This window comes from Arthrobacter sp. 05N429 (genome assembly GCF_056397045.1).
The window spans coordinates 155,390-175,049 of sequence record NZ_JBFTMQ010000003.1; the positions used below are offsets into that span (position 1 = coordinate 155,390).

Here is a 19,660-nt window from a genome sequence, read left to right on the forward strand (position 1 = left end):
GGGCGGACGGCAGGAACAGGCAGGGGCGGGACAGTGGCCTTGGCCTGGGGGATTTGACGGCACAAGACTTGACGGTACATAAGGCTTGACAGAACAGAAGAGGCCAGCAGTGAGCGTTCAGCCGGAGACAGAGACCGGAACACCAGCAGTCGCAGCGGAGACGCCGGAAGAGGGTGCCTATAGCTTCGCGGCCATGGAAGCCAAATGGCCGCAGGTCTGGGAGGACCTGAAGGTCTTCACGCCCGTCGATGACGGATCGAAGGAGCGGCGGTACGTGCTGGACATGTTCCCGTACCCGTCCGGCGATCTCCACATGGGCCACGCCGAGGCGTTCGCCATGGGCGACGTCGTCGCGCGCTACCTCCGCCAGCAGGGCTACGATGTGCTGCACCCGATCGGCTGGGACTCCTTCGGGCTGCCCGCCGAAAACGCGGCCATCAAGCGCAATGCCCACCCCAGCGAGTGGACGTACGAAAACATCGACACGCAGGCGGCGTCATTCAAGCGCTACGCCATCTCTGCCGACTGGTCCCGCCGGATCCACACCTCCGACCCGGAGTACTACCGCTGGACGCAGTGGCTCTTCAAGCGGTTCTACGAGCGCGGACTGGCGTACCGCAAGAATTCCCCGGTCAACTGGTGCCCCAAGGACCAGACCGTGCTGGCCAACGAACAGGTTGTCAACGGTGCCTGTGAGCGCTGCGGCACCCCCGTCACCAAGAAATCGCTGAACCAGTGGTACTTCAAGATCACCGACTACGCCGACCGGCTGCTTGATGACATGGACGAACTGCGCGGCCACTGGCCCGAACGCGTCCTGGCGATGCAGAAAAACTGGATCGGACGCTCCGAAGGCGCCCACGTCAACTTCGTGATCGAAGCCGACGGCGGCAAGCCCGCCAAGGACGTCACGGTGTTCACCACCCGCCCGGATACGCTGTACGGCGCGACGTTCTTCGTCGTCGCCGCCGACGCGCCGCTCGCCGTCGAACTGGTCACCGGAGAGCATGCCGCCGCCCTGGACGCATACCGCGAACAGGTCAAGGCGCTCTCCGAAATCGAACGCCAGTCTACCGAGCGGGAGAAGACCGGCGTCTTCACCGGCCGCTACGCCATCAACCCGCTCAACGGCGAGAAGCTGCCCGTCTGGGCGGCCGACTATGTGCTGGCCGACTACGGCACCGGCGCCATCATGGCCGTCCCGGCGCACGACCAGCGCGACCTCGACTTCGCCCGCACCTTCGACCTGCCGGTCCGGGCCGTGCTGGACACCGGCGAGGAGGATCCCGCCGTCAGCGGCACCGCGACCTCCGGCGAGGGGACGCTGATCAACTCCGGCGCCCTGGACGGCCTGCCGAAGGCAGAAGCGATCCCGGCGGCCATCGAGATCCTGCAGGAGCTGGGCACGGGCGAGAAGTTCGTGAACTTCCGCCTCCGTGACTGGCTGCTCAGCCGGCAGCGCTTCTGGGGCACCCCGATCCCGATCATCCATTGCCCCGCCTGCGGCGAGGTTCCGGTCCCGGACGAGCAGCTGCCCGTCACGCTGCCGGCCGACCTGCGCGGCGAGGACCTGTCCCCGAAGGGCACGTCGCCGCTGGCCGCGGTCGAAGACTGGGTCAACGTCGAGTGCCCCGACTGCCACGGCCCGGCCAAGCGGGACACGGACACCATGGACACGTTCGTGGACTCCTCCTGGTACTTCCTGCGCTTCGTCTCCCCGCAGTACACCGACGGCCCGTTCGATCCGGAGAAGATCAACGACTGGATGCCGGTGGGCCAGTACGTGGGCGGCGTGGAGCACGCCATCCTGCACCTGCTCTACGCCCGGTTCTTCACCAAGGTCATCCACGACCTGGGCATGATCGACGCCGACGAGCCGTTCAGCGCGCTGCTGAACCAGGGCCAGGTGCTCAACGGCGGCAAGGCCATGAGCAAATCCCTGGGCAACGGCGTCGACCTCGGCGAGCAGCTGGACAAGTTCGGCGTCGACGCCGTGCGCCTCACCATGATCTTCGCCTCCCCGCCGGAGGACGACGTCGACTGGGCGGACGTGTCGCCGTCTGGCTCCGCGAAGTTCCTGGCCCGCGCCTGGCGCCTCGGCCAGGACGTTGCCAGCGCCCCCGGTGTCGATTTCTCTACCGGTGACCGGGCCCTGCGCGCCGTCACCCACCGCACGATCGCCGACGCGGAAGCGCTGCTGGACTCCAACAAGTTCAATGTGGTGGTGGCCAAGCTGATGGAATTGGTCAACGCTACGCGCAAGACGATCGATAGCGGCGCGGGCGGCGCGGATCCGGCCGTCCGCGAGGCCGTCGAGACCGTCGCGGTCATCCTGAGCCTCTTCGCGCCGTACACGGCCGAGGATCTCTGGAATGTGCTGGGACACCCCGCTTCGGTGGCCAACGCCGGCTGGCCGACGCACGACGAGGCCCTGCTGGTGGAGGACACGGTGACAGCCGTCGTCCAGGTCCAGGGCAAGGTCCGGGACCGCTTGGAAGTCTCGCCGGAGATCGGCGAGGACGAACTGCGGGAACTGGCGTTGGCCTCGGAAAACGTCCAGCGCGCCCTCGACGGGCGGGGGATCCGCACGGTGATCGTGCGGGCGCCTAAACTGGTCAACATCGTCCCGGCCTAGCCGGGCGGGCTAAACAACAGTCCGGCCGCCGGTGCAGTCCGGCGGCCGGCACCACAGCAGGTCCGGACAGCCAGCGCAGAAAGCAGGAGGTGCTTCGTGCCCCACCGCGACCCCACGGGGTGGCCGTGGCTGAAGGAGCGCCTCAGCGGGCTTCGTCAGGCCGCGCGGCCGGTAATGGTCCCTGAAACGGAGCCCGCCGCCGTCGTGAGGACGGCTGTGGTCACTGACTCCGCCGCGGCACTGCCGGCCGACTGGGTTCGGGGCCTGGCCGCCGACGGGCGGCTGACGGTTGTCCCGATGCCCGTCATGGTGGGTGCTGAAATCTATGGCGAGGGCGAAGACGACATCGCCGACACGATCGCTGTGGCGCTGGCCAGCGGCACACCCGTCAAAACCTCGCGGCCGTCCCCCGGTCAATTCGAACAGGCCTACCTCGCGGCCCGGCGGCTTGGCTATGAGTCTGTGGTGTCGGTCCACATTTCCGGGGAACTGTCCGGAACGGCGGACTCTGCCCGCCTCGCCGCCGCCCGGGTGGGCTTCCCGGTCGAGGTCCTGGACTCGCGTACTGTCGGCATGGCGCAGGGGATGGGGGTCCAGGCCGCCGCTGCCGCCGCGGCGGACGGCCGGACCGCGGCGGAAGTGCGGGAATATGCCGAGCAGCGGCTGGCCCGCACCAGGGTGTATTTCTACGTGCCCAGCCTTGAGCAACTAAGGCGGGGCGGCCGAATCGGCGCCGCGGCCTCGCTCTGGGGGACCATGCTTTCGATCAAGCCCATCCTCGCGGTGGAAGACGGCAGGGTGGTTCCGCTGGAGAAAGTGCGGTCGGCGGCGAAAGCTGTCGCGCGGCTCAAGGAGATAGTTGTGGCCGACGCCGCCGCCCGGCCTTCTGGATGGGCCCGGCTCGCCGTCCACCACTTCGGCAACCCGGATGAGGCCGAACAGCTCGCGGCGGACCTGGCCGAATCAATTCCCGGCTGTCCGCCCGTCCAGATCAGTGCGCTTCCGGCCGTGCTGGCGGCACACGCCGGCCTCGGTGTGCTGGCAGTGATCGTGGGGGAGGACAGCACGCCCGTGGCCGAGGCCGAGGACACCCCCGCCGCGCCGTAGCCCGGCGCGGGACCCAAAATGGTTCTGGCGTGCCAGGGAGTGGCTAAACTTCAGCTGACAGCCATTGAAAGGTCTCAGCCATGACAAAGGACGCAGTCTCGGAACAGGCGCGGGAGATCGTCCGCGGCATCAGGGACGGAATGATCACCTTTGACACCGAGGAAGAAGCTGTCGCAGCGATCGGGATGCTCGTCAAGAAGCGCGAGTACGAGTCGGCGGCGGAACTCCTCGAAGGGCTCAGCCAGTGGATCCTGACCTACCCGCGCGCGGGCGAAGGATGGAGCGAGCACCTGATTGGCGACCTCTGCCTGACACTCATGAAGCTGCTGGAAAATTTCGGCCAGCTGGGCTAGCCGCCACCCCAGAGAGGCCACCGCGCGTCCTGCCGTATCCACATAGGCGCGGCCGGCCCTGACCACTTCGCCTGGGGCTTCCTAGGATGGGCAGATGCCGCGCCACCATCCGGGAGTTCCGCCCAGTGCTGATCAGCGCCGGGTCGATCCGGGCCGCACCGGCCGGAGGCTGTCTGCTGCTGTCGGGTCCGGGACCGGCCTGCTCGCCGGGACGTCAGTGGTTTCTCCTACTGCGGGAAGCGTCGAGCCCGGCCCGGATGATTCGCGGGTGCCGAGCCGTATCCGGTGGCGTACGGGCCGCCGCGCCGCCGCGCTGCTGTGCCTGGTGTCCGCGATGTTCCTCGGCTGGTTCTGGTGGCAGGCGGTGAACGGTACAAGTGAGGTCAGTCCGTTGGGTTCAGTCACAGCGGCGGAATCCGGCGACGTGCCGGCCCCGGAACCGGAAACCGGACCGGGCCCCGCTCCGGACGAATCTCCAGGCGGGCCGGCGGTGGGCAGCGGCGGAAATATCATCGTGCATGTAGCCGGTGCGGTTGTCCGTGCCGGAATCGTGGAGTTGCCGCAGGGGAGCCGGCTGCACGAGGCCATTGCGGCGGCGGGAGGCGGCGCCCCGGACGCGGACCCGAACCAGCTCAATCTCGCGGCTGTACTCGAGGATGGACAGAAAGTCCTGGTGCCACGGCAAGGGGAAACCGTGCCTGCCGGGTCAGCCCGGACCGTTGATTCCGGCGCCCCGGGCGGCCCGGCTGGCGGCGGATTCGGAACCGCTCCGGCGGCAGAGAAGATCAACCTGAATACGGCCGGCGCCGACGAGCTGGCAACCCTTCCGCGCGTGGGTCCAGTACTGGCGCAGCGGATTGTGGAGTGGCGCGCAGAGCACGGCCGCTTCCAACGGGTAGAGGAGCTGGACGCTGTGGACGGGGTCGGTCCCAAGCTGCTCGCAGCGCTGCTGCCCCTGGTTCGGGTTTGAGGGCGGAGGTGGACATGGAACGGCGCAGTCGGTGGCAGCCGTTCGTTGATGCCGCTGTCACCCGGACGCGCGCAGTCAGCGGGGCGCGTGGGACCGTCCGGACGTCGTTCGTCGCCCGGACGCCCGGGACCAGGCAGTTACAGCCCGAGCTGCCGAGTGCCGGCCGTCTGCAGCGCGGCAGGCTGTGGCTTCGTGACCGGCTTCCGCCATTGGCCCTCCCGCGCCGCGCCACTCCGGTGCGGGAGGAGAGGCTCCGCCGGACTGATGTGCGCCTGGCCCCCGCTGCAGCACTGGTATGGGCCACGGCCTCTGCCGGACATCACCTGCACCCTGCAGCGCTGGCGGCCCTCTGTATGACCCTTCTGGCCGGCGCGGGGCTCCTCTTGGTGGGGGCATCATCCGGCAGCAGGGCCGGTGGCGGGGCCGGCAGCGTGGCGCGGCGGCACCATGGTCCGGCACGTCGAAGCTTCCTCGCGACAATGGCCGTGGCCCTGCTCCTTTCCGCGGCAGCGGGCGGCCACGCCGCCGTCGACTCCTCCCGGCGGCACGACGGTGCCGTGGCCGCTGCCGCGGCTGCGCATGCGGCGGTCGTCGCGGAGGTAGAGGTAACGGGTGCGCCGCGGGGACTCAGGACGCCGGGAAGTTCCGGGCTCGCGGACTGGTGGGCGGTGCCGGCGGTCCTGATCGAAATGAACGTTTCCTCAAACCGCGTGAGAGAGCCCGCCAAGCTGCTGGTCATAGGTGGTGCCGGCTGGGAACGTGCCGTGCCCGGGCAGCGGCTGCGCACCACCGGGAAACTCAAGCCTGCCGCACAGGGCCAGGCTGAAGCGGCCGTCCTCTCGGCAAGTTCTGCCCCGCTCACGATCGGCACGTCCGGGCCCTGGCAGAGTGGCCCCGGGGACCTCCGCGGCCACTTCACTACTGCCGCGGGGCAATTCGGGGGTGACGCCCGCGGACTCCTCCCCGGAATGGTCACGGGCGATACCGGCTCCCTGGACGCAGAGCTGGAGGTGGCCATGAAATCCGTCGGAATGACCCACCTGACGGCGGTCAGCGGCGCCAACTGCAGCCTCATCCTCGGCGCATTGCTGCTGGCCGCGCGCAGCCTGCGGTTCAGCCGGGCGTTCGCGGCGGTCCTCGGCCTCGCGGGGCTGGGACTGTTCGTTTTGATGGTCGGTCCGGATGCCAGCGTCCTGCGGGCCGCCGTGATGGGCGCCATTGGGCTGGTGGCTCTGGCGGGCGGCCGGCCGGGCCGGGGCTTGAGCTTCCTGTGCCTTGCCGTGATCGTGCTGGTGCTGGCACAACCGGCGCTGTCCACCAGCTTCGGGTTCCTGCTGTCTGTGCTTGCGACCCTCGGCATCGTCGTGACGGGGCGGCCGATCATGAGGTGGTTCCCTCCCGCGGTGCCTCGCTGGCTGGCCGCCGGAGTTGCCGTTCCGCTGTCCGCGCAGACCTTCTGCGGGCCGGTGATCGTGTTGCTCCAGCCGCAGTTCTCAGGCTACGCCCTGCCCGCCAACATGGCCGCCGCCGTCCTCGTCGCCCCGGTCACGCTGCTGGGGACCGCCGCCGTGCCGCTGGTGCCGCTGGCCCCGGCCCTCGCCGCCGCGCCACTGGGTGTCGCCGCGGCCTTCGCCACCGGGGTCGGAGCAATCGCCCGCTTCTTCGCCGGGCTGCCCGGCGCCGTGTTGCCGTGGCCGGAAGGAGCCTTCGGCGCCGCCACCATGGCGATCCTCTCCGCCTGCACCATCGCTGCCTGGTGGATCCTCTTCCACCCCGCCCGCACGGCAGGCCTGGCGCTGGCCGCCCACCGCCGGACGGTGGCATTGCTCGAGGCGGTGACCTTGCTCCCGAGGACGACATCGCTCAACCGCACGCCGCGGTACCCCGACAGCCTGCCGGCGCCGCGGGGAAGGCGCCGGCCCGGCTTGGTGGACCGTCCAGGCCGTGGCACGCTTAGAGTCTGCAAACCTACTTCCGGGAGGAAACCTCAGTGGCTGCTGCCCAGACCCAACGCACCCGGCCAGCGGCGTCGAACACCGCCACCTGGCGCGACGTGACCCCGGCCGCCGTCGTGCTGGTAGGCGGTCCGGAGGACTATCTGGGTTCCCGCGCCATGGACCGCATCCGCGCCCAGGTCCGCGCGGCCGCCCCCGACGTCGAAATCACCCGGCTCAACGCGGGCAGCTATGAGCCCGGCTCCCTCGCCATGAACGTCAGTCCGTCCCTCTTCGGCGAGCAAAAGCTCCTCGAGGTGGAAGGCCTGGAAGCCATGAACGACGCGTTCCTGGCCGACGGGCTCAAGTACCTCAAGCAGCCCGAACCGGACGCCGTGCTGGTCCTCCGCCATAGCGGCGGCGTGCGCGGAAAGAAACTCCTCGACGCCGTCAAAGCCGGCGGCTGGCCTGTGGTGGACTGCCAGCCCCTAAAGAAGGACGCAGACAAGATCGCCTTCGTGACCTCCGAGTTCAAAGCCGCGTCCCGGCGCATCGATCCCGACGCCGTGCACGCCCTGGTCAACGCCGTCGGCGCCCACCTGGCCGAGTTGGCCGCCGCCTGCAGCCAGCTGATCGCCGACGCCTCCACCGGAGTGGATTCGGCCATGGTGGACCGGTACTACGGGGGCCGGGTGGAGGCCACCGCCTTCAAAGTCGCCGATGCCGCGATGGCCGGAAATGCTCCGCTGGCGCTCTCCACCCTCCGCCACGCCCTCGATACCGGGGCTGACCCGGTACCGCTGGTCGCCGCCCTGGCATCGAAGCTGCGCACCCTTGCCAAGGTTGCCGGCGCCCAGGGTTCCTCGGGCCAGATCGCCAAGCAGTTGGGCATGCAGCCCTGGCTCGTCGAACAGGCGCAGCGGGAAGTGCGGCGCTGGACACCCGAGGGGCTTGTCCGTTCCATCCAGGTGACTGCCGAGGCTGATGCCCAGGTCAAGGGCCTGTCCCGGGATCCTGTCTACGCCGTGGAACACGCCGTGACGGTGATTGCGACGTCCGTGCGGCGCTGAGCTGGATGTGTGTCGCCCGTTCCGCGCGTGGGGGCCGTGCCGGAGCTCTGGGACAAGCCCCGGGTTATGACCGGTCCCAAGGCCCGCGTACCCGCCCCGATCGGTCAGCGGCGCACCCGATAGCGGAGGTGAAGCACCCCGTTGCCCTGGATCACCACGTCGGGATCCTCCAATAGGTGCTGCGCGTGGACCGACCCGAAGTAGCGCTTGCCGGACCCGAACACGACGGGTGCAACGTCCATGCGCACCTCGTCGACCAGGCCCGCGGCAAGCACCTGGCCGCCGACGTCGCCAGCAGCGACCTCGACCATGCGGTTACCCGCAAGCTCCTGCGCCTTGGCCACGGCTGCCTCGACGCCGTCGACGAAGTGAAACGGCGCCTCGGGGTCCCAGCCCTCAGGCTCCGGCCGGTGCGTCACGACGACCACGTGGTCGACCCCGCTCGGAGGCGTCCCGTCCCAGCCGTCCGTCATGTCGAAGACGTGGCGTCCGACCACGGTCGCCCCGATCTGGTCCCAGTATGGCCGGGTGTAGTCGTAGGATGCCTGCGACACCTTCAACTGGCCGCTCTCGTCCAACGGCACGTCACCGCTGGACAACCAATCGAACAGGGGTCCGGGCTGGTCGTTCTCGTCCGCAATGAAGCCGTCCACGGACACCGAGCTGTACATGACCACCTTGCCCATGGGGCTCTCCTTTGCTGTGAGGTGCCCCCAGATTAGCGCTCTTCGCGGTTCGTGGCGGGTTGACCTGGTGCAGGGTGTTCACGCTGTGACTCTCGCGGCCGGAACTCACTCACGTATTCGTCCGGTAACCCGCAGTAGGCGGTTACAACGCAGCTTAACTGGAAGTGGCCGGCACCCGAGGGTGCCGGCCACAATCATCAGTTCAAATGAACTGGAAACCTTTAGAGCGCGTTGACCTTCTTGGAGATGGCCGACTTGCGGTTTGCAGCGTTGTTCTTGTGGAGAACGCCCTTGCTGACAGCCTTGTCCAGCTTGCGGCTGGCAGAAAGCAGTGCGGCAGCCGCAGCATCCTTGTCGGTGGACTCAACGGCGGTGTTGACGGCGCGGATGGCCGTCTTCAGCTCGGACTTGACTGCGTTGTTGCGCAGGCGGGCCTTCTCGTTGGTGAGGATGCGCTTCTTCTGGGACTTGATATTAGCCACGTGTGAACTCTCTTTTTCAATGCGGAAAATGGTCTAGAGGGCTTTCAGATTGGCCATTGACTGAGCGGCGTGGGGATACCTATGGCGACCAACCATCTGTGGCCGTCGACCTGCACGGACACACAGCTGTCAATAGTAGCAGAACCGCTGCCGCAGGCACGAACAGAGTGGCCATCCAGCGGCGGGTCAGCGCCAGCCGTGGCGGGACTGCAGGGCGGCGGAGATCACACTGAAGCGGCCGGCGTCGAGAATGGCCCCCTCGCGCCGGACGTCACGGGGGTTGATCCGCAGGATGCGGTCCAGCTTGGCTTCGCTGGGGCGCCATTGCCGGTCCCACGGTCCGGTGCCGATATCGACGTAGTCGTCCGCCCGTCGCGCATCGCCGTCGTGGTCCTTGCTGGTCAGCATGAGCCCGAGCAGGTAGCCGCCGCTGGCGCCGACCAGCAGAACCGGACGGTCCTTGCCCTGCGAGTAGTCCTCTTCATAGGGAATCCAGGTCCAGACGACCTCGCCCGGTTCGGGGCGGCCGTTGGGCGAGGGCGCATAGCTGACCTTGGCTTTCCCATGAAAATCGCCGGGGTACTTGCTGGACAGTCCGACGGCGGCCCCGCGCCCGGTACCCGGGCGGGCGCCGGATTTCGGGCCCTTGGCCTTCGTGCCGGACCGGCGCGGCGCGGAGACGGGGCGCCCTTCCAGGAAGCGCAAGGTACTGCGGATTGCATTGCCGATAGAGCGGAGGTTCCAAGCCATGGGGAAACCATACCGGCACCCTCCGGCAGAAAGGTGGGCGGAGGCGGCAGGGATGGCGGGCCGCGGGACAGTCGCGCCGGTGGGGCCTGGGTGCAGCCCGGGAGGCGACACGCAGAATAGACCGGAAGAATTGCGGTCCGCAACGGAAATCGGGGATGCGAACCCAAAGGTCCGGACGTGGGAGACTATAGGGAGAGAAAGGCGGCACGGCGCAGGATGGGAAACCAGTCCGGCGCCGGTCCGTGGAAAAGCCAACAGTAAGGACCCTGCGTGTCTCCCATGGCCCGCACCGCCCCGGTGCCCGCCGCAACAGATCCGGCCATCATCCGGAACTTCTGCATCATTGCGCACATTGACCACGGCAAATCCACACTGGCCGACCGGATGCTCCAGTACACCGGCGTTGTCCAGTCCCGTGACATGAAGGCCCAGTACCTGGACCGCATGGACATTGAGCGCGAACGCGGCATCACCATTAAGTCCCAGGCCGTCCGTATGCCCTGGGAGCTCGACGGCACCAGCTACGCGCTGAACATGATCGACACTCCCGGGCACGTCGACTTCACCTATGAGGTCTCCCGCTCGCTTGCGGCCTGCGAAGGCGCCGTGCTGCTGGTGGATGCGGCCCAGGGCATCGAGGCCCAGACCCTCGCCAACCTCTACCTGGCGATGGAAAACAACCTCACGATCATCCCGGTCCTGAACAAGATCGACCTTCCGGCAGCCCAGCCCGAGAAGTACGCGGCGGAACTCGCCAACCTGATCGGCGGCGACCCCGACGACGTGCTCCGCGTCTCCGGCAAAACCGGCATGGGCGTCGAGGCCCTCCTGGACAAGATCGTCCGCGACCTGCCGGCCCCCGAGGGTGACCCGAACGCCCCCGCGCGCGCCATGATCTTCGACTCCGTCTATGACACGTACCGCGGCGTGGTCACGTACGTCCGCGTGGTGGACGGCATGCTGCACCCGCGCGAACGCATCCAGATGATGTCCACCCGCGCCACGCACGAACTTCTCGAAATCGGCGTCAGCTCCCCGGAACCCACCCCCTCCAAGGGCCTCGGCGTCGGCGAAGTGGGCTACCTCATCACCGGTGTGAAGGACGTCCGGCTGTCCAAGGTGGGCGACACCGTCACCAACCTGGCCAAGCCGGCGACCGCTTCCCTTCCCGGGTATGCGGACGCCAAGCCGATGGTCTTCTCCGGCCTGTATCCCTTGGACGGCACGGACTATCCGGTGCTGCGCGATGCGTTGGAGAAGCTGATGCTCAACGACGCCGCGCTCGTCTACGAGCCGGAAACATCGGCCGCCTTGGGCTTCGGCTTCCGCGTGGGCTTCCTGGGGCTGCTGCACCTGGAAATCACGCGTGAGCGGCTCGAACGCGAATACAACCTGGACCTGATCTCCACCGCCCCCAACGTGGAATACGAGGTGACGCTGGAGGACAAGAAGCTCGTCCACGTCACCAACCCCAGCGAGTACCCCACGGGCAAGGTCGCGGAGGTCCGCGAGCCGATGGTGGCCGCGACCATCCTGGCGCCGAACGAGTTTGTCGGCGCCATCATGGAACTGTGCCAGAGCCGGCGCGGAGTCATGGGCGGGATGGACTACCTGTCCGAGGACCGGGTGGAAATCCGCTACCGGCTGCCGCTGGCCGAAATCGTTTTCGACTTCTTCGACATCCTCAAGTCCAAGACCCGCGGTTACGGCTCGCTGGACTGGAAAGCCGACGGCGACCAGGTGGCCGACCTCGTCAAGGTGGACATCATGCTCCAGGGCGAACAGGTTGACGCCTTCTCCGCCATCACGCACCGTGACAAGGCCTACGCCTACGGTGTGATGATGACCACCAAGCTCCGCGAGCTCATTCCGCGCCAGCAGTTCGAGGTGCCCATCCAGGCTGCCATTGGTTCCCGGATCATCGCCCGGGAAAGTATCAGGGCCATCCGCAAAGACGTGTTGGCGAAGTGCTACGGCGGCGATATTTCCCGCAAGCGAAAGCTGCTGGAAAAGCAGAAGGAAGGCAAGAAGCGCATGAAGATGGTGGGCCGCGTCGAGGTTCCCCAGGAAGCGTTTATTGCCGCCCTCACCACGGACGAGTCCAAGGACAAGGCCAAGAAGTAGCGGTGCCCGTGATAACTGTCCTAAAGCAAGCGGGACCCGACCGTGCCTAGCGCCCTTCCGCTGGGGGACCCGGCGCCGCCGGACGGGCTGCTGCCCGGACAGGCGCTGGAAGGCGCCGCATCCAGGGCCTTCGGGCTGTACGTCCATATCCCGTTCTGCGCTGTGCGCTGCGGCTACTGCGACTTCAACACCTACACGGCCACGGAACTCGGCGGCGGGGCGTCCCAGGACGCCTACGCCGGCACCGCCGTCGCGGAGGTCGACTTCGCGGCAGCAGTCCTGAAGGCCAGCGGCCTGCCGGCACGTCCGCTCAGCACGGTTTTCTTCGGCGGCGGCACGCCCACGTTGCTCCCGGCCGAGGACCTTGCCCGGATCCTCACCGCTGCCATCGGCGCCTGGGGCCTGGAGCCAGGCGCCGAGGTGACCACCGAGGCCAACCCGGATTCCGTGACCCCCGAATCCCTGCAACTGCTGGCCGACGCCGGCTTCACCAGGGTGTCCTTCGGGATGCAGTCGGCCGTCCCGCACGTGCTGAAGGTCCTGGACCGCACCCACACGCCCAGTCGCGTGCCCGAAGTGGTGCAGTGGGCGCGTGATGCGGGCCTCGCGGTCAGCCTCGACCTGATCTACGGCACGCCGGGGGAGTCGCTGGAGGACTGGCGCTACTCGCTGGAGACGGCGCTGTCCTACGGCCCCGACCACATCAGCGCCTACGCGCTGATCGTCGAGGAGGGCACCAAGCTCGCCGCGCAGATCCGCCGCGGAGAAGTCCCCGGTATCGACGACGACGACCACGCCGACAAATACGAACTCGCCGACGAACTCATCTCGGCGGCAGGGCTGTCCTGGTACGAGGTCAGCAACTGGTCCCGCACCCCGGAGCAGGCCTGCCGGCACAATCTTGCCTACTGGCGCGGCGATGACTGGTGGGGGATCGGGCCGGGCGCGCACTCCCACCTGGGCGGCGTGCGCTGGTGGAACGTCAAGCACCCCACCGCCTATGCGAATCGCCTCGGATCGGGGCTCTCGCCGGCCGCCGGGCGGGAGACCCTTGATTCGCAGACCCGCAACGTGGAGCGCGTCATGCTGGAGGCCCGCCTGAATTCCGGGCTGGACATCGCCAGCCTCGGCGGACTGGGTGACACCGGGCGGCACGCCGTCGCCGGGCTCATCGCCGACGGCCTGATTGACCCCGCGTCGGCGTTCCACGGCAGCCTTGTGCTGACCCTCAAGGGCCGCCTCCTCGCCGACGCCGTGGTCCGGAGGATCCTGCCGGATTAGGAGTCCGGAGGATTAAGCCGAAAAAGCCGGCCGCTGCCCTGAGGGCGACGGCCGGCTTTCCTGTTTCGGTCCGGGGCTTGGGTCTGCGTGTCCGGGTCCGCGGTATTCGGGACCGGCCGGACGGCTACTTAATCCAGCGGAGGTTGAACTCGTAGCGGTGCGGCTGGCCGCGGTTGACGTGGATGCCGGCCGCGACGGAGAAGCACGTGACGGCAATCCAGATGACCGTGGCGAGGACGGCGAAGATGTTGCCCACCACCGGTACGAAGACCAGCAGGTTGCAGAGCACAGCTGCGATCGTGGGCGGCAGCGTGAAGTTCAGGGCTTCCTTGGACTCCTGCGCCGTGAACGGACCGCGGTCCTTGAAGATCAGGTAGATCAGCAGCGAGGGGACGCAGCCGAGTATGCCGCCGAAGTGGGCCAGTGTGGCCCACTGACGGTCCTCGCTTGCCGTCAGAGGCAGAGCATTTGCTGGAACGCCATGGTACGGGGGCTGGCCATGGCCGGCCTGGTTGCCGTTTTGTTCGCGTGCGTCATCTGCCACGGTGTCGTCCTTCGGATTGCGGTGGTGCGTTGGTGCCTGCGGGGGTGCCAGGGCTGCGCCGGGAGCGCAGCCGCCGTTCCAAGAATACTTGCTTCGGCGCGGAATCGCGGATCGGCCCGCTGGCGGGGGCACCCGGACAGGCTCGTCAGGGGACGGTGAGGAAGTCGATGACCTCCTCCACCCGGCCCAGCAGGGAGGGTTCCAGGTCGGCGTAGCTGCGGACCGCGCCGAGGAGTTTTTGCCAGCCCAGCCCGATGTCCTCCTTGGTGCTGTGCGGCCAGCCGAAAGCCATCAGGATGCCCGTCTTCCAGTCCACGCCGCGGGGGATCACCGGCCACTTCTCGATCCCCAGCACGGCCGGACGGATCGCCTGCCAGACATCCACATAGGGGTGGCCGACGATCAGCACGTTGCCGGCCGCTCCGGGCGATGCCATGACAGCGTCGGCGATCCGGGACTCCTTGGAATCGGGGACCAGGTGGTCCACCAGGACACCGAGCCGGCGCCCGGGGCCCGGCCGGAAGGCGGCCACGGCTCCGGCGAGGTCGTCGATGCCGTGCAGCGGTTCGACGACGATGCCCTCCACCCGGAGATCGTCACCCCAGACCTTCTCGACGAGTTCGGCGTCGTGCTTGCCTTCCACCCAGATCCGGCTCGCCTTGGCGACCTGTGCGCGCTGGCCCGCCACGCGAACGGAGCCGGAAGCCGTTCTGCTGCCGGCGGCGGCCGCAGCGGCCCGGGGTGCGGGCGGCATCAGCCGGATCGGCTGTCCGTCCAGCAGGAATCCGAAGCCGAGCCGGAAGGACCGGGACTTGCCGCGGCGGTCCTCCAGGGCGACGACGTGCATCCCGCCGGACTTCTCCACCCGGGTCACGGCGCCCACCCAGCCGGACTGGACATCTTCCAGGACCATGCCGCGCTCCACCGGCACCTCCGGAAGCTGGGCCTTGGCGGGGGCGGACAGGTCCTGGGGGCCCCAGTTCTGGTACGACATCGGTTCCACACTGCTTTGCGATCGGTTTGCTATGGCGGGCTGTGCCCGAAAACACTTGCCCCGGGAAGAACGCCTGGAGCGAATCCAATGCTAACAACGCGGCGACTCATATTAGACTGGTTAGCACTTAGGCATGTCGAGTGCTAACCAACATGCCGTGTGCCAGCAGAGCGTGCGGTGCGGCCGGCGAACGGCGGCACCGGATGCGGGACAGTCGAATGGAGGTGGAGCGTGAGCGAACCACGCAAACTCGAAGTGCTGCGCGCCATCGTGGAGGACTACGTCCATTCACGGGAACCCGTCGGCTCGAAAGCCCTCGTGGAGCGGCACCACCTGGGCGTATCCAGTGCCACGATCCGCAATGACATGGCAGCCCTGGAGGATGAGGGCCTCATTACGGCGCCGCACACGAGTGCCGGTCGCATCCCCACCGACAAGGGCTACCGGCTCTTCGTAGACCAGATTTCGGCGGTTAAGCCGCTCTCACCGGCAGAACGACGTGCCATCCAGGCCCTGCTGGAGGGTTCCGACGACCTCGACGATGTCCTGGACCGGACCGTCCGGCTGCTCGCGCACCTGACAAACCAGGTCGCCGTCGTGCAGTATCCGCATCTCAGCCGCGCCAAGGTGCGGCACATCGAATTCGTCCTGCTGGCGCCCCGCAAGGTGCTGATGGTGCTGATCGCGGACACCGGCAAGGTGGAACAGCGGGTCATCGACGTGGGGCAGGACTTCGGCGACGAGGCCCTGGCTGAACTCCGCACGCGGTTCCTCGGCGGCCTCGCCGGGACGCCGCTGAACTTGTTGCCGCAGTCGCTGCAGTCCGTGGTTGGCAGTTGCCCGCCCGCGCGGCGTGGCGCAGCCCAGGCGCTGGCCCGCGGCCTTGAGGCGCTGGCCACGAGCAGCCGCGAGGAGCGCATGGTCATGGCCGGAACGGCCAACCTCGCCCGCTCCAACGTGGACTTCCCGCTGAGCATCGGCCCGGTGCTGGAAGCCCTCGAGGAACAGGTGGTCATGCTCCGCCTGCTGAGCGACATGGCCGCGGACCCGCGGGGCGTGACGGTCAGCATCGGCCGGGAGAACCCGTACGTGGGGCTCGCCGAGGCCTCCGTGGTGGCGACCGGCTACGGGCCGGACGCGACGGCGAAGGTCGGCGTGCTGGGTCCCACCAGGATGGACTATCCCACCACCATGGCCGCCGTCCGCGCGGTGGCCCGCTACCTTTCAAGGATTCTCGGCCCCTGACGGACGGCACACCACGCCCGTCCCGACGTTCCGACACCAGACTTCTTGCCCCTAACAGGCAGTGCCCCACCGGCAGTACAAAAAGGAAGAGATACAAACTTTGAGCAGCCACTACGACGTTCTTGGAGTCTCCCGCGAAGCTACGGGCGAAGAGATCAAGAAGGCCTACCGCAAACTGGCGCGGACCCTCCACCCGGACGTGAACCCCGGGGATGACGCTTCGGACCGGTTCAAGGCGGTCACACACGCCTACGAGGTCCTGTCCGATCCGCAGAAGCGCAGGATCTACGACACCACGGGCAACGAGAACGGAACCGACAACGGTTTCGGCGGCGGCAGTTACTCCGGCCAGGGCTTCGCGTTCCAGGACATTTTCGAGACCTTCTTCGGCGCCGGCGGCCAGGCCGGACCGGCCTCACGGGTCCGCCGCGGCCAGGACGCCCTGATCAGCGTCCGGATCGACCTCCGCGACGCCGTGTTCGGCGTCAACAAGAAACTCGAAGTCGACACGGCTGTCACGTGCCCCACGTGTGAGGGCTCGTGCTGCCGTGAAGGCAGCCACCCGGAACGCTGCGACATCTGCGGCGGCAGCGGCCAGGTCCAGCGCGCCGTCCGTTCCATCCTCGGCCAGGTCATGACCGCCGCCCCCTGCGGTTCCTGCGAGGGCTTCGGCACTGTCATCAAGGACCCCTGCAACGAATGCGCCGGCCAGGGCCGGATCCGCAGCCGGCGCTCCCTGACGGTCAAGGTTCCTGCCGGCGTCGCCACCGGCACCCGCATCCAGCTCTCCGGCCAGGGCGAGGCCGGCCCTGCCGGCGGTCCCGCCGGCGACCTCTACGTGGAGATCCGGGTCAACAACGACGCCACGTACGTGCGCGACGGCGACGACCTTCACGCCAGCCTCAACATCCCCATGACGGCCGCGGCACTGGGCACCGAGCTCACCCTCGACACCTTCGACGGCCAGCAGGAGATCGACGTCAAGGCAGGCACCCAGTCCGGTGAGGTCATTACGCTGCGCGGACTCGGCGTCACCCACCTGCGCGGCTACGGCCGCGGCGACCTCAAGGTCCACCTTCAGGTGGACACCCCCGCCAAGCTCGACGCCGCCCAGGAGGACCTGCTCCGCCAGCTCGCGAAGCTGCGCGGTGAGCAGTTCACCGAAGGGAAGCTCGCCGCGAGCGGCGGGGTGTTCGCGAAGCTTCGGGACCGGCTCGGTAACCTGTAGCGGTGAGCAACCCGGTCTTTTTCACTGCCCCCGGCACTTTGGACGGGCTGGTTCCCGGTTCCGACTTCGTTCTCGACGGACCTGAAGCCCGCCATGCCGTCACGGTGAAGCGTCTTGCTGTGGGGGAGTCCGTGGACATCGCCGACGGCGCCGGCAAGCGCCTGACCGGCGCCGTCGCCGCCGTCGCCCCGAACGAGCTGACGGTGCACTGCTCCGGGCTCTTCGAGGAGCCCCAGCCCGCGGTGCGGCTGGTCCTGGTCCAGGCCCTCGCGAAGGGCGACCGGGACGAGCTCGCGGCCGAAACCGCCACCGAGCTGGGAATTGACGCGGTTGTGCCCTGGCAGGCCGAACGGTCGATCGTCCGTTGGAAGGCCGAGCGTGCGGCGAAGGCCCACGCCAAGTGGCAGTCGGTGGTCACGGCGGCGGCGAAGCAGGCCAGGCGGGCGTGGATCCCGGAGGTCCGCTCCGCCGTCGACGGCGCCGGGCTGCAGGCGGCGGTGGCCGCCGCGGACCTCGCGATCATCCTGCACGAGGACGCCGTGCGTCCGCTGCGCCAGGTGCTGGAGGACTGGCAGGGCCCCACCGCCGCAGGTGAATTTCCTGCTGCTGAATTGCCCACGGGCGACGGCTCCCGCGGGGGCCGCGAGGTGCTGCTGATCGTGGGTCCCGAGGGCGGCATCAGCCCGCGCGAAGTGACCAGGCTCTGCGACGCCGGCGCCGTGACGGCCCTGCTGGGACATCATGTGCTGCGGTCGTCCACGGCGGGCCCCGCCGCGACTGTCCTCGCCAGCGACATCCTGGGCCGCTGGTAGCCCGGTTCCGGCCTAAAAAGCAATCGACTGTTCCCCACCGGCACCCTCTCCTCGCAAGCTCGGCCAGGGAACCCTGCCGGCGTGGGCCCAAATGCCGTTCTGAGCCTTCAGAAGGGCCGTTGCGGAGCAGTCGATGCAGGTTAAGGCAGGGGGTCGCTACTTGACCGTGAAGCCGCGGGTGTCGACGTTCAGGTCCTCGGCAGGGTTGCCGGCCTCAAGCTGGGACACCCGGACCTCGTAGTTGCCCGGCCCGAGGTTTACCGAGAGGCTGAAGGCACCCGATTGTCCGGCCTCGGCAGAAGCGGTGACCGTACCGTTCAGGTAGCTGGTCTTGACGCTGCCGTCGATGCGCAGGATCTCCCACCTGAGCTCCCCTCCCGGAGCTGTGCTGCGGCCGGAGACCTTGATCGCGCCGTCCTCGAGGGAGGTCCCTTCCTGGGGGTCAATGATCCATACCGGGGCGACCATTCCGGTGCTGCGCGAGGTCGGGCCGCCGAGGCGGACGTGGTTGAAGGCGACGTAATCGGTGTGGCCGTCCACGAGCACCACCACCTGGATCTGCTGGCCGGAGTCGATCAGCCCGGCGCTGGCAGCGGCCGCCGTCGCGGTGTACACGAGCTGCTGGACCGCGCGCTCGGCCATGGCGGGATCCACATTGCTGTTGAAAGCGTCCGTGGACATGTCGACGGTGATGACATTCTTGCCCGAAATGGAGGACGCCAGCTTCTTGGGGTTCTGCCAGGGCGTGAAGAAGTCCGGATCGAGCGGCTTCTGCGACATCATCACGCGAAGCGCCCGGGTGACCGGGTTGTCCTGTTCCGGGACGTCACGGAACTCCCGGTAGAGGAACGTGTTGTTATTGCTCCGGCCGATCCAGTAGACCGGCGCCTTGTTGGAAGCCTGCGTGGTCTCCAGCGGCGCACTCGTGGTCGCCGCCGATGCCTGGGCGGACATGACCTGCGAAGGAGTGTTGGAGTTCGTGATGCCGGGCTGGGGGGTGGCCACACAGCCGGACAGGACAAGCGCAGCGGGCAGCATCAGCAGCAGCATGCGCGGTCGTATCCGCGCGCCTGCTGCTATTGTCTGTCCGATCCCGCGTCGTCTGATTGCCGCTGCCCTTATCTGCTCGGTGTTCGTGTGCCGGTGTTCGTCTGCCTGTGGTGCCTGTCCATGCGCCCGCGGCCCGGCTGCAAGCGCCGTGCCGGTGGCCGATTTCCAGCATGGCACACGGGTCCGGCGCGAAACCGGGGATTCGGCCGGCGGGCCGGAACTGCAACGGGAACGATATGAGGCCGATGCGAAGTTGATACCTAAATCCGGAAACGCAGCCGGAAACACAGCAAGAAAACACAGCCAGACACAGAGGCAGCTGGCGGCCCGACAGGCCGTCAGGCCGGCGGCATACGCAGCCAGTCACTGGCGTAAGATAAAAGGACCCGCTGACA

At 68.0% G+C, this 19,660-nt stretch carries 17 protein-coding genes; 11 read left to right on the forward strand and 6 right to left on the reverse strand.

All coding sequences use genetic code 11. The features are described from left to right. Positions 1-109: 109 nt before the first annotated feature. The 6 genes from leuS to holA all read left to right on the forward strand — a co-directional run bounded on the left by leuS (position 110) and on the right by holA (position 8,069). Positions 110-2,635, forward strand: coding sequence for a leucine--tRNA ligase (gene leuS, locus AC1DF4_RS07670; RefSeq protein WP_476912321.1), 2,526 nt, complete (start codon positions 110-112; stop codon positions 2,633-2,635). 96 nt (positions 2,636-2,731) lie between these two features. Beyond that, positions 2,732-3,742 carry a DegV family protein gene (locus AC1DF4_RS07675; protein ID WP_476912322.1) on the forward strand — a complete coding sequence of 337 codons (1,011 nt, stop codon included), beginning with the start codon at positions 2,732-2,734 and terminating at the stop codon, positions 3,740-3,742. Between the two features lie 80 nt (positions 3,743-3,822). Beyond that, the gene (locus AC1DF4_RS07680; protein WP_476912323.1) at positions 3,823-4,095 is read left to right on the forward strand and encodes a hypothetical protein; all 273 of its coding nucleotides are present in this window, start codon (positions 3,823-3,825) and stop codon (positions 4,093-4,095) included. 268 nt (positions 4,096-4,363) lie between these two features. Then, positions 4,364-5,065 carry a ComEA family DNA-binding protein gene (locus AC1DF4_RS07685; RefSeq protein WP_476912324.1) on the forward strand — a complete coding sequence of 234 codons (702 nt, stop codon included), beginning with the start codon at positions 4,364-4,366 and terminating at the stop codon, positions 5,063-5,065. Between the two features lie 353 nt (positions 5,066-5,418). Further along, positions 5,419-7,122, forward strand: a complete 1,704-nt coding sequence (locus AC1DF4_RS07690; protein WP_476912325.1) for a ComEC/Rec2 family competence protein — start codon at positions 5,419-5,421, stop codon at positions 7,120-7,122. After that, on the forward strand, positions 7,056-8,069 hold the full coding sequence (gene holA / locus AC1DF4_RS07695) for a DNA polymerase III subunit delta (RefSeq protein WP_476912326.1): 1,014 nt from the start codon (positions 7,056-7,058) through the stop codon (positions 8,067-8,069). Before AC1DF4_RS07690 ends, holA begins: the two co-directional genes overlap by 67 nt. 104 nt (positions 8,070-8,173) lie before the next feature. Here holA and AC1DF4_RS07700 read toward each other — a convergent pair whose 3' ends face one another. The 3 genes from AC1DF4_RS07700 to AC1DF4_RS07710 form a co-directional block, all read right to left on the reverse strand. After that, the gene (locus AC1DF4_RS07700) at positions 8,174-8,755 is read right to left on the reverse strand and encodes a dihydrofolate reductase family protein (protein WP_476912327.1); all 582 of its coding nucleotides are present in this window, start codon (positions 8,753-8,755) and stop codon (positions 8,174-8,176) included. Between the two features lie 221 nt (positions 8,756-8,976). Then, a complete protein-coding gene (gene rpsT, locus AC1DF4_RS07705) occupies positions 8,977-9,237 on the reverse strand; it encodes a 30S ribosomal protein S20 (protein WP_024365662.1) in 261 nt (86 codons plus the stop codon). Between the two features lie 186 nt (positions 9,238-9,423). Then, a complete protein-coding gene (locus AC1DF4_RS07710; protein ID WP_476912328.1) occupies positions 9,424-9,987 on the reverse strand; it encodes a type II toxin-antitoxin system PemK/MazF family toxin in 564 nt (187 codons plus the stop codon). 270 nt (positions 9,988-10,257) lie between these two features. On the opposite strand from AC1DF4_RS07710, the gene lepA reads away from it, so the two are divergent. Then, positions 10,258-12,111, forward strand: coding sequence for a translation elongation factor 4 (lepA, locus tag AC1DF4_RS07715; protein ID WP_476912329.1), 1,854 nt, complete (start codon positions 10,258-10,260; stop codon positions 12,109-12,111). Between the two features lie 42 nt (positions 12,112-12,153). Beyond that, on the forward strand, positions 12,154-13,392 hold the full coding sequence (hemW, locus tag AC1DF4_RS07720) for a radical SAM family heme chaperone HemW (RefSeq protein WP_476912330.1): 1,239 nt from the start codon (positions 12,154-12,156) through the stop codon (positions 13,390-13,392). A gap of 124 nt (positions 13,393-13,516) precedes the next feature. Here hemW and AC1DF4_RS07725 read toward each other — a convergent pair whose 3' ends face one another. Further along, entirely contained in the window at positions 13,517-13,936 is a 420-nt protein-coding gene (locus AC1DF4_RS07725; protein ID WP_476912331.1) for a DUF4870 domain-containing protein, read from the reverse strand. A 145-nt stretch (positions 13,937-14,081) separates the two neighbouring features. Further along, complete coding sequence (locus tag AC1DF4_RS07730; RefSeq protein ID WP_476912332.1) at positions 14,082-14,930, reverse strand: DUF3097 domain-containing protein; 849 nt, start codon at positions 14,928-14,930, stop codon at positions 14,082-14,084. 231 nt (positions 14,931-15,161) lie between these two features. On the opposite strand from AC1DF4_RS07730, the gene hrcA reads away from it, so the two are divergent. The 3 genes from hrcA (at position 15,162) to AC1DF4_RS07745 (ending at position 18,215) form a co-directional block, all read left to right on the forward strand. Continuing rightward, complete coding sequence (hrcA, locus tag AC1DF4_RS07735) at positions 15,162-16,175, forward strand: heat-inducible transcriptional repressor HrcA (protein WP_476912333.1); 1,014 nt, start codon at positions 15,162-15,164, stop codon at positions 16,173-16,175. Positions 16,176-16,275: 100 nt separating this feature from the next. After that, positions 16,276-17,403 carry a molecular chaperone DnaJ gene (dnaJ, locus tag AC1DF4_RS07740; protein ID WP_441404160.1) on the forward strand — a complete coding sequence of 376 codons (1,128 nt, stop codon included), beginning with the start codon at positions 16,276-16,278 and terminating at the stop codon, positions 17,401-17,403. A gap of 2 nt (positions 17,404-17,405) precedes the next feature. Next, entirely contained in the window at positions 17,406-18,215 is an 810-nt protein-coding gene (locus AC1DF4_RS07745; RefSeq protein ID WP_476912334.1) for a 16S rRNA (uracil(1498)-N(3))-methyltransferase, read from the forward strand. A gap of 156 nt (positions 18,216-18,371) precedes the next feature. Here the strand turns inward: AC1DF4_RS07745 and AC1DF4_RS07750 are convergent, their stop codons facing one another. Then, positions 18,372-19,265, reverse strand: a complete 894-nt coding sequence (locus tag AC1DF4_RS07750) for a GerMN domain-containing protein (RefSeq protein ID WP_476912335.1) — start codon at positions 19,263-19,265, stop codon at positions 18,372-18,374. Positions 19,266-19,660: the final 395 nt, after the last annotated feature.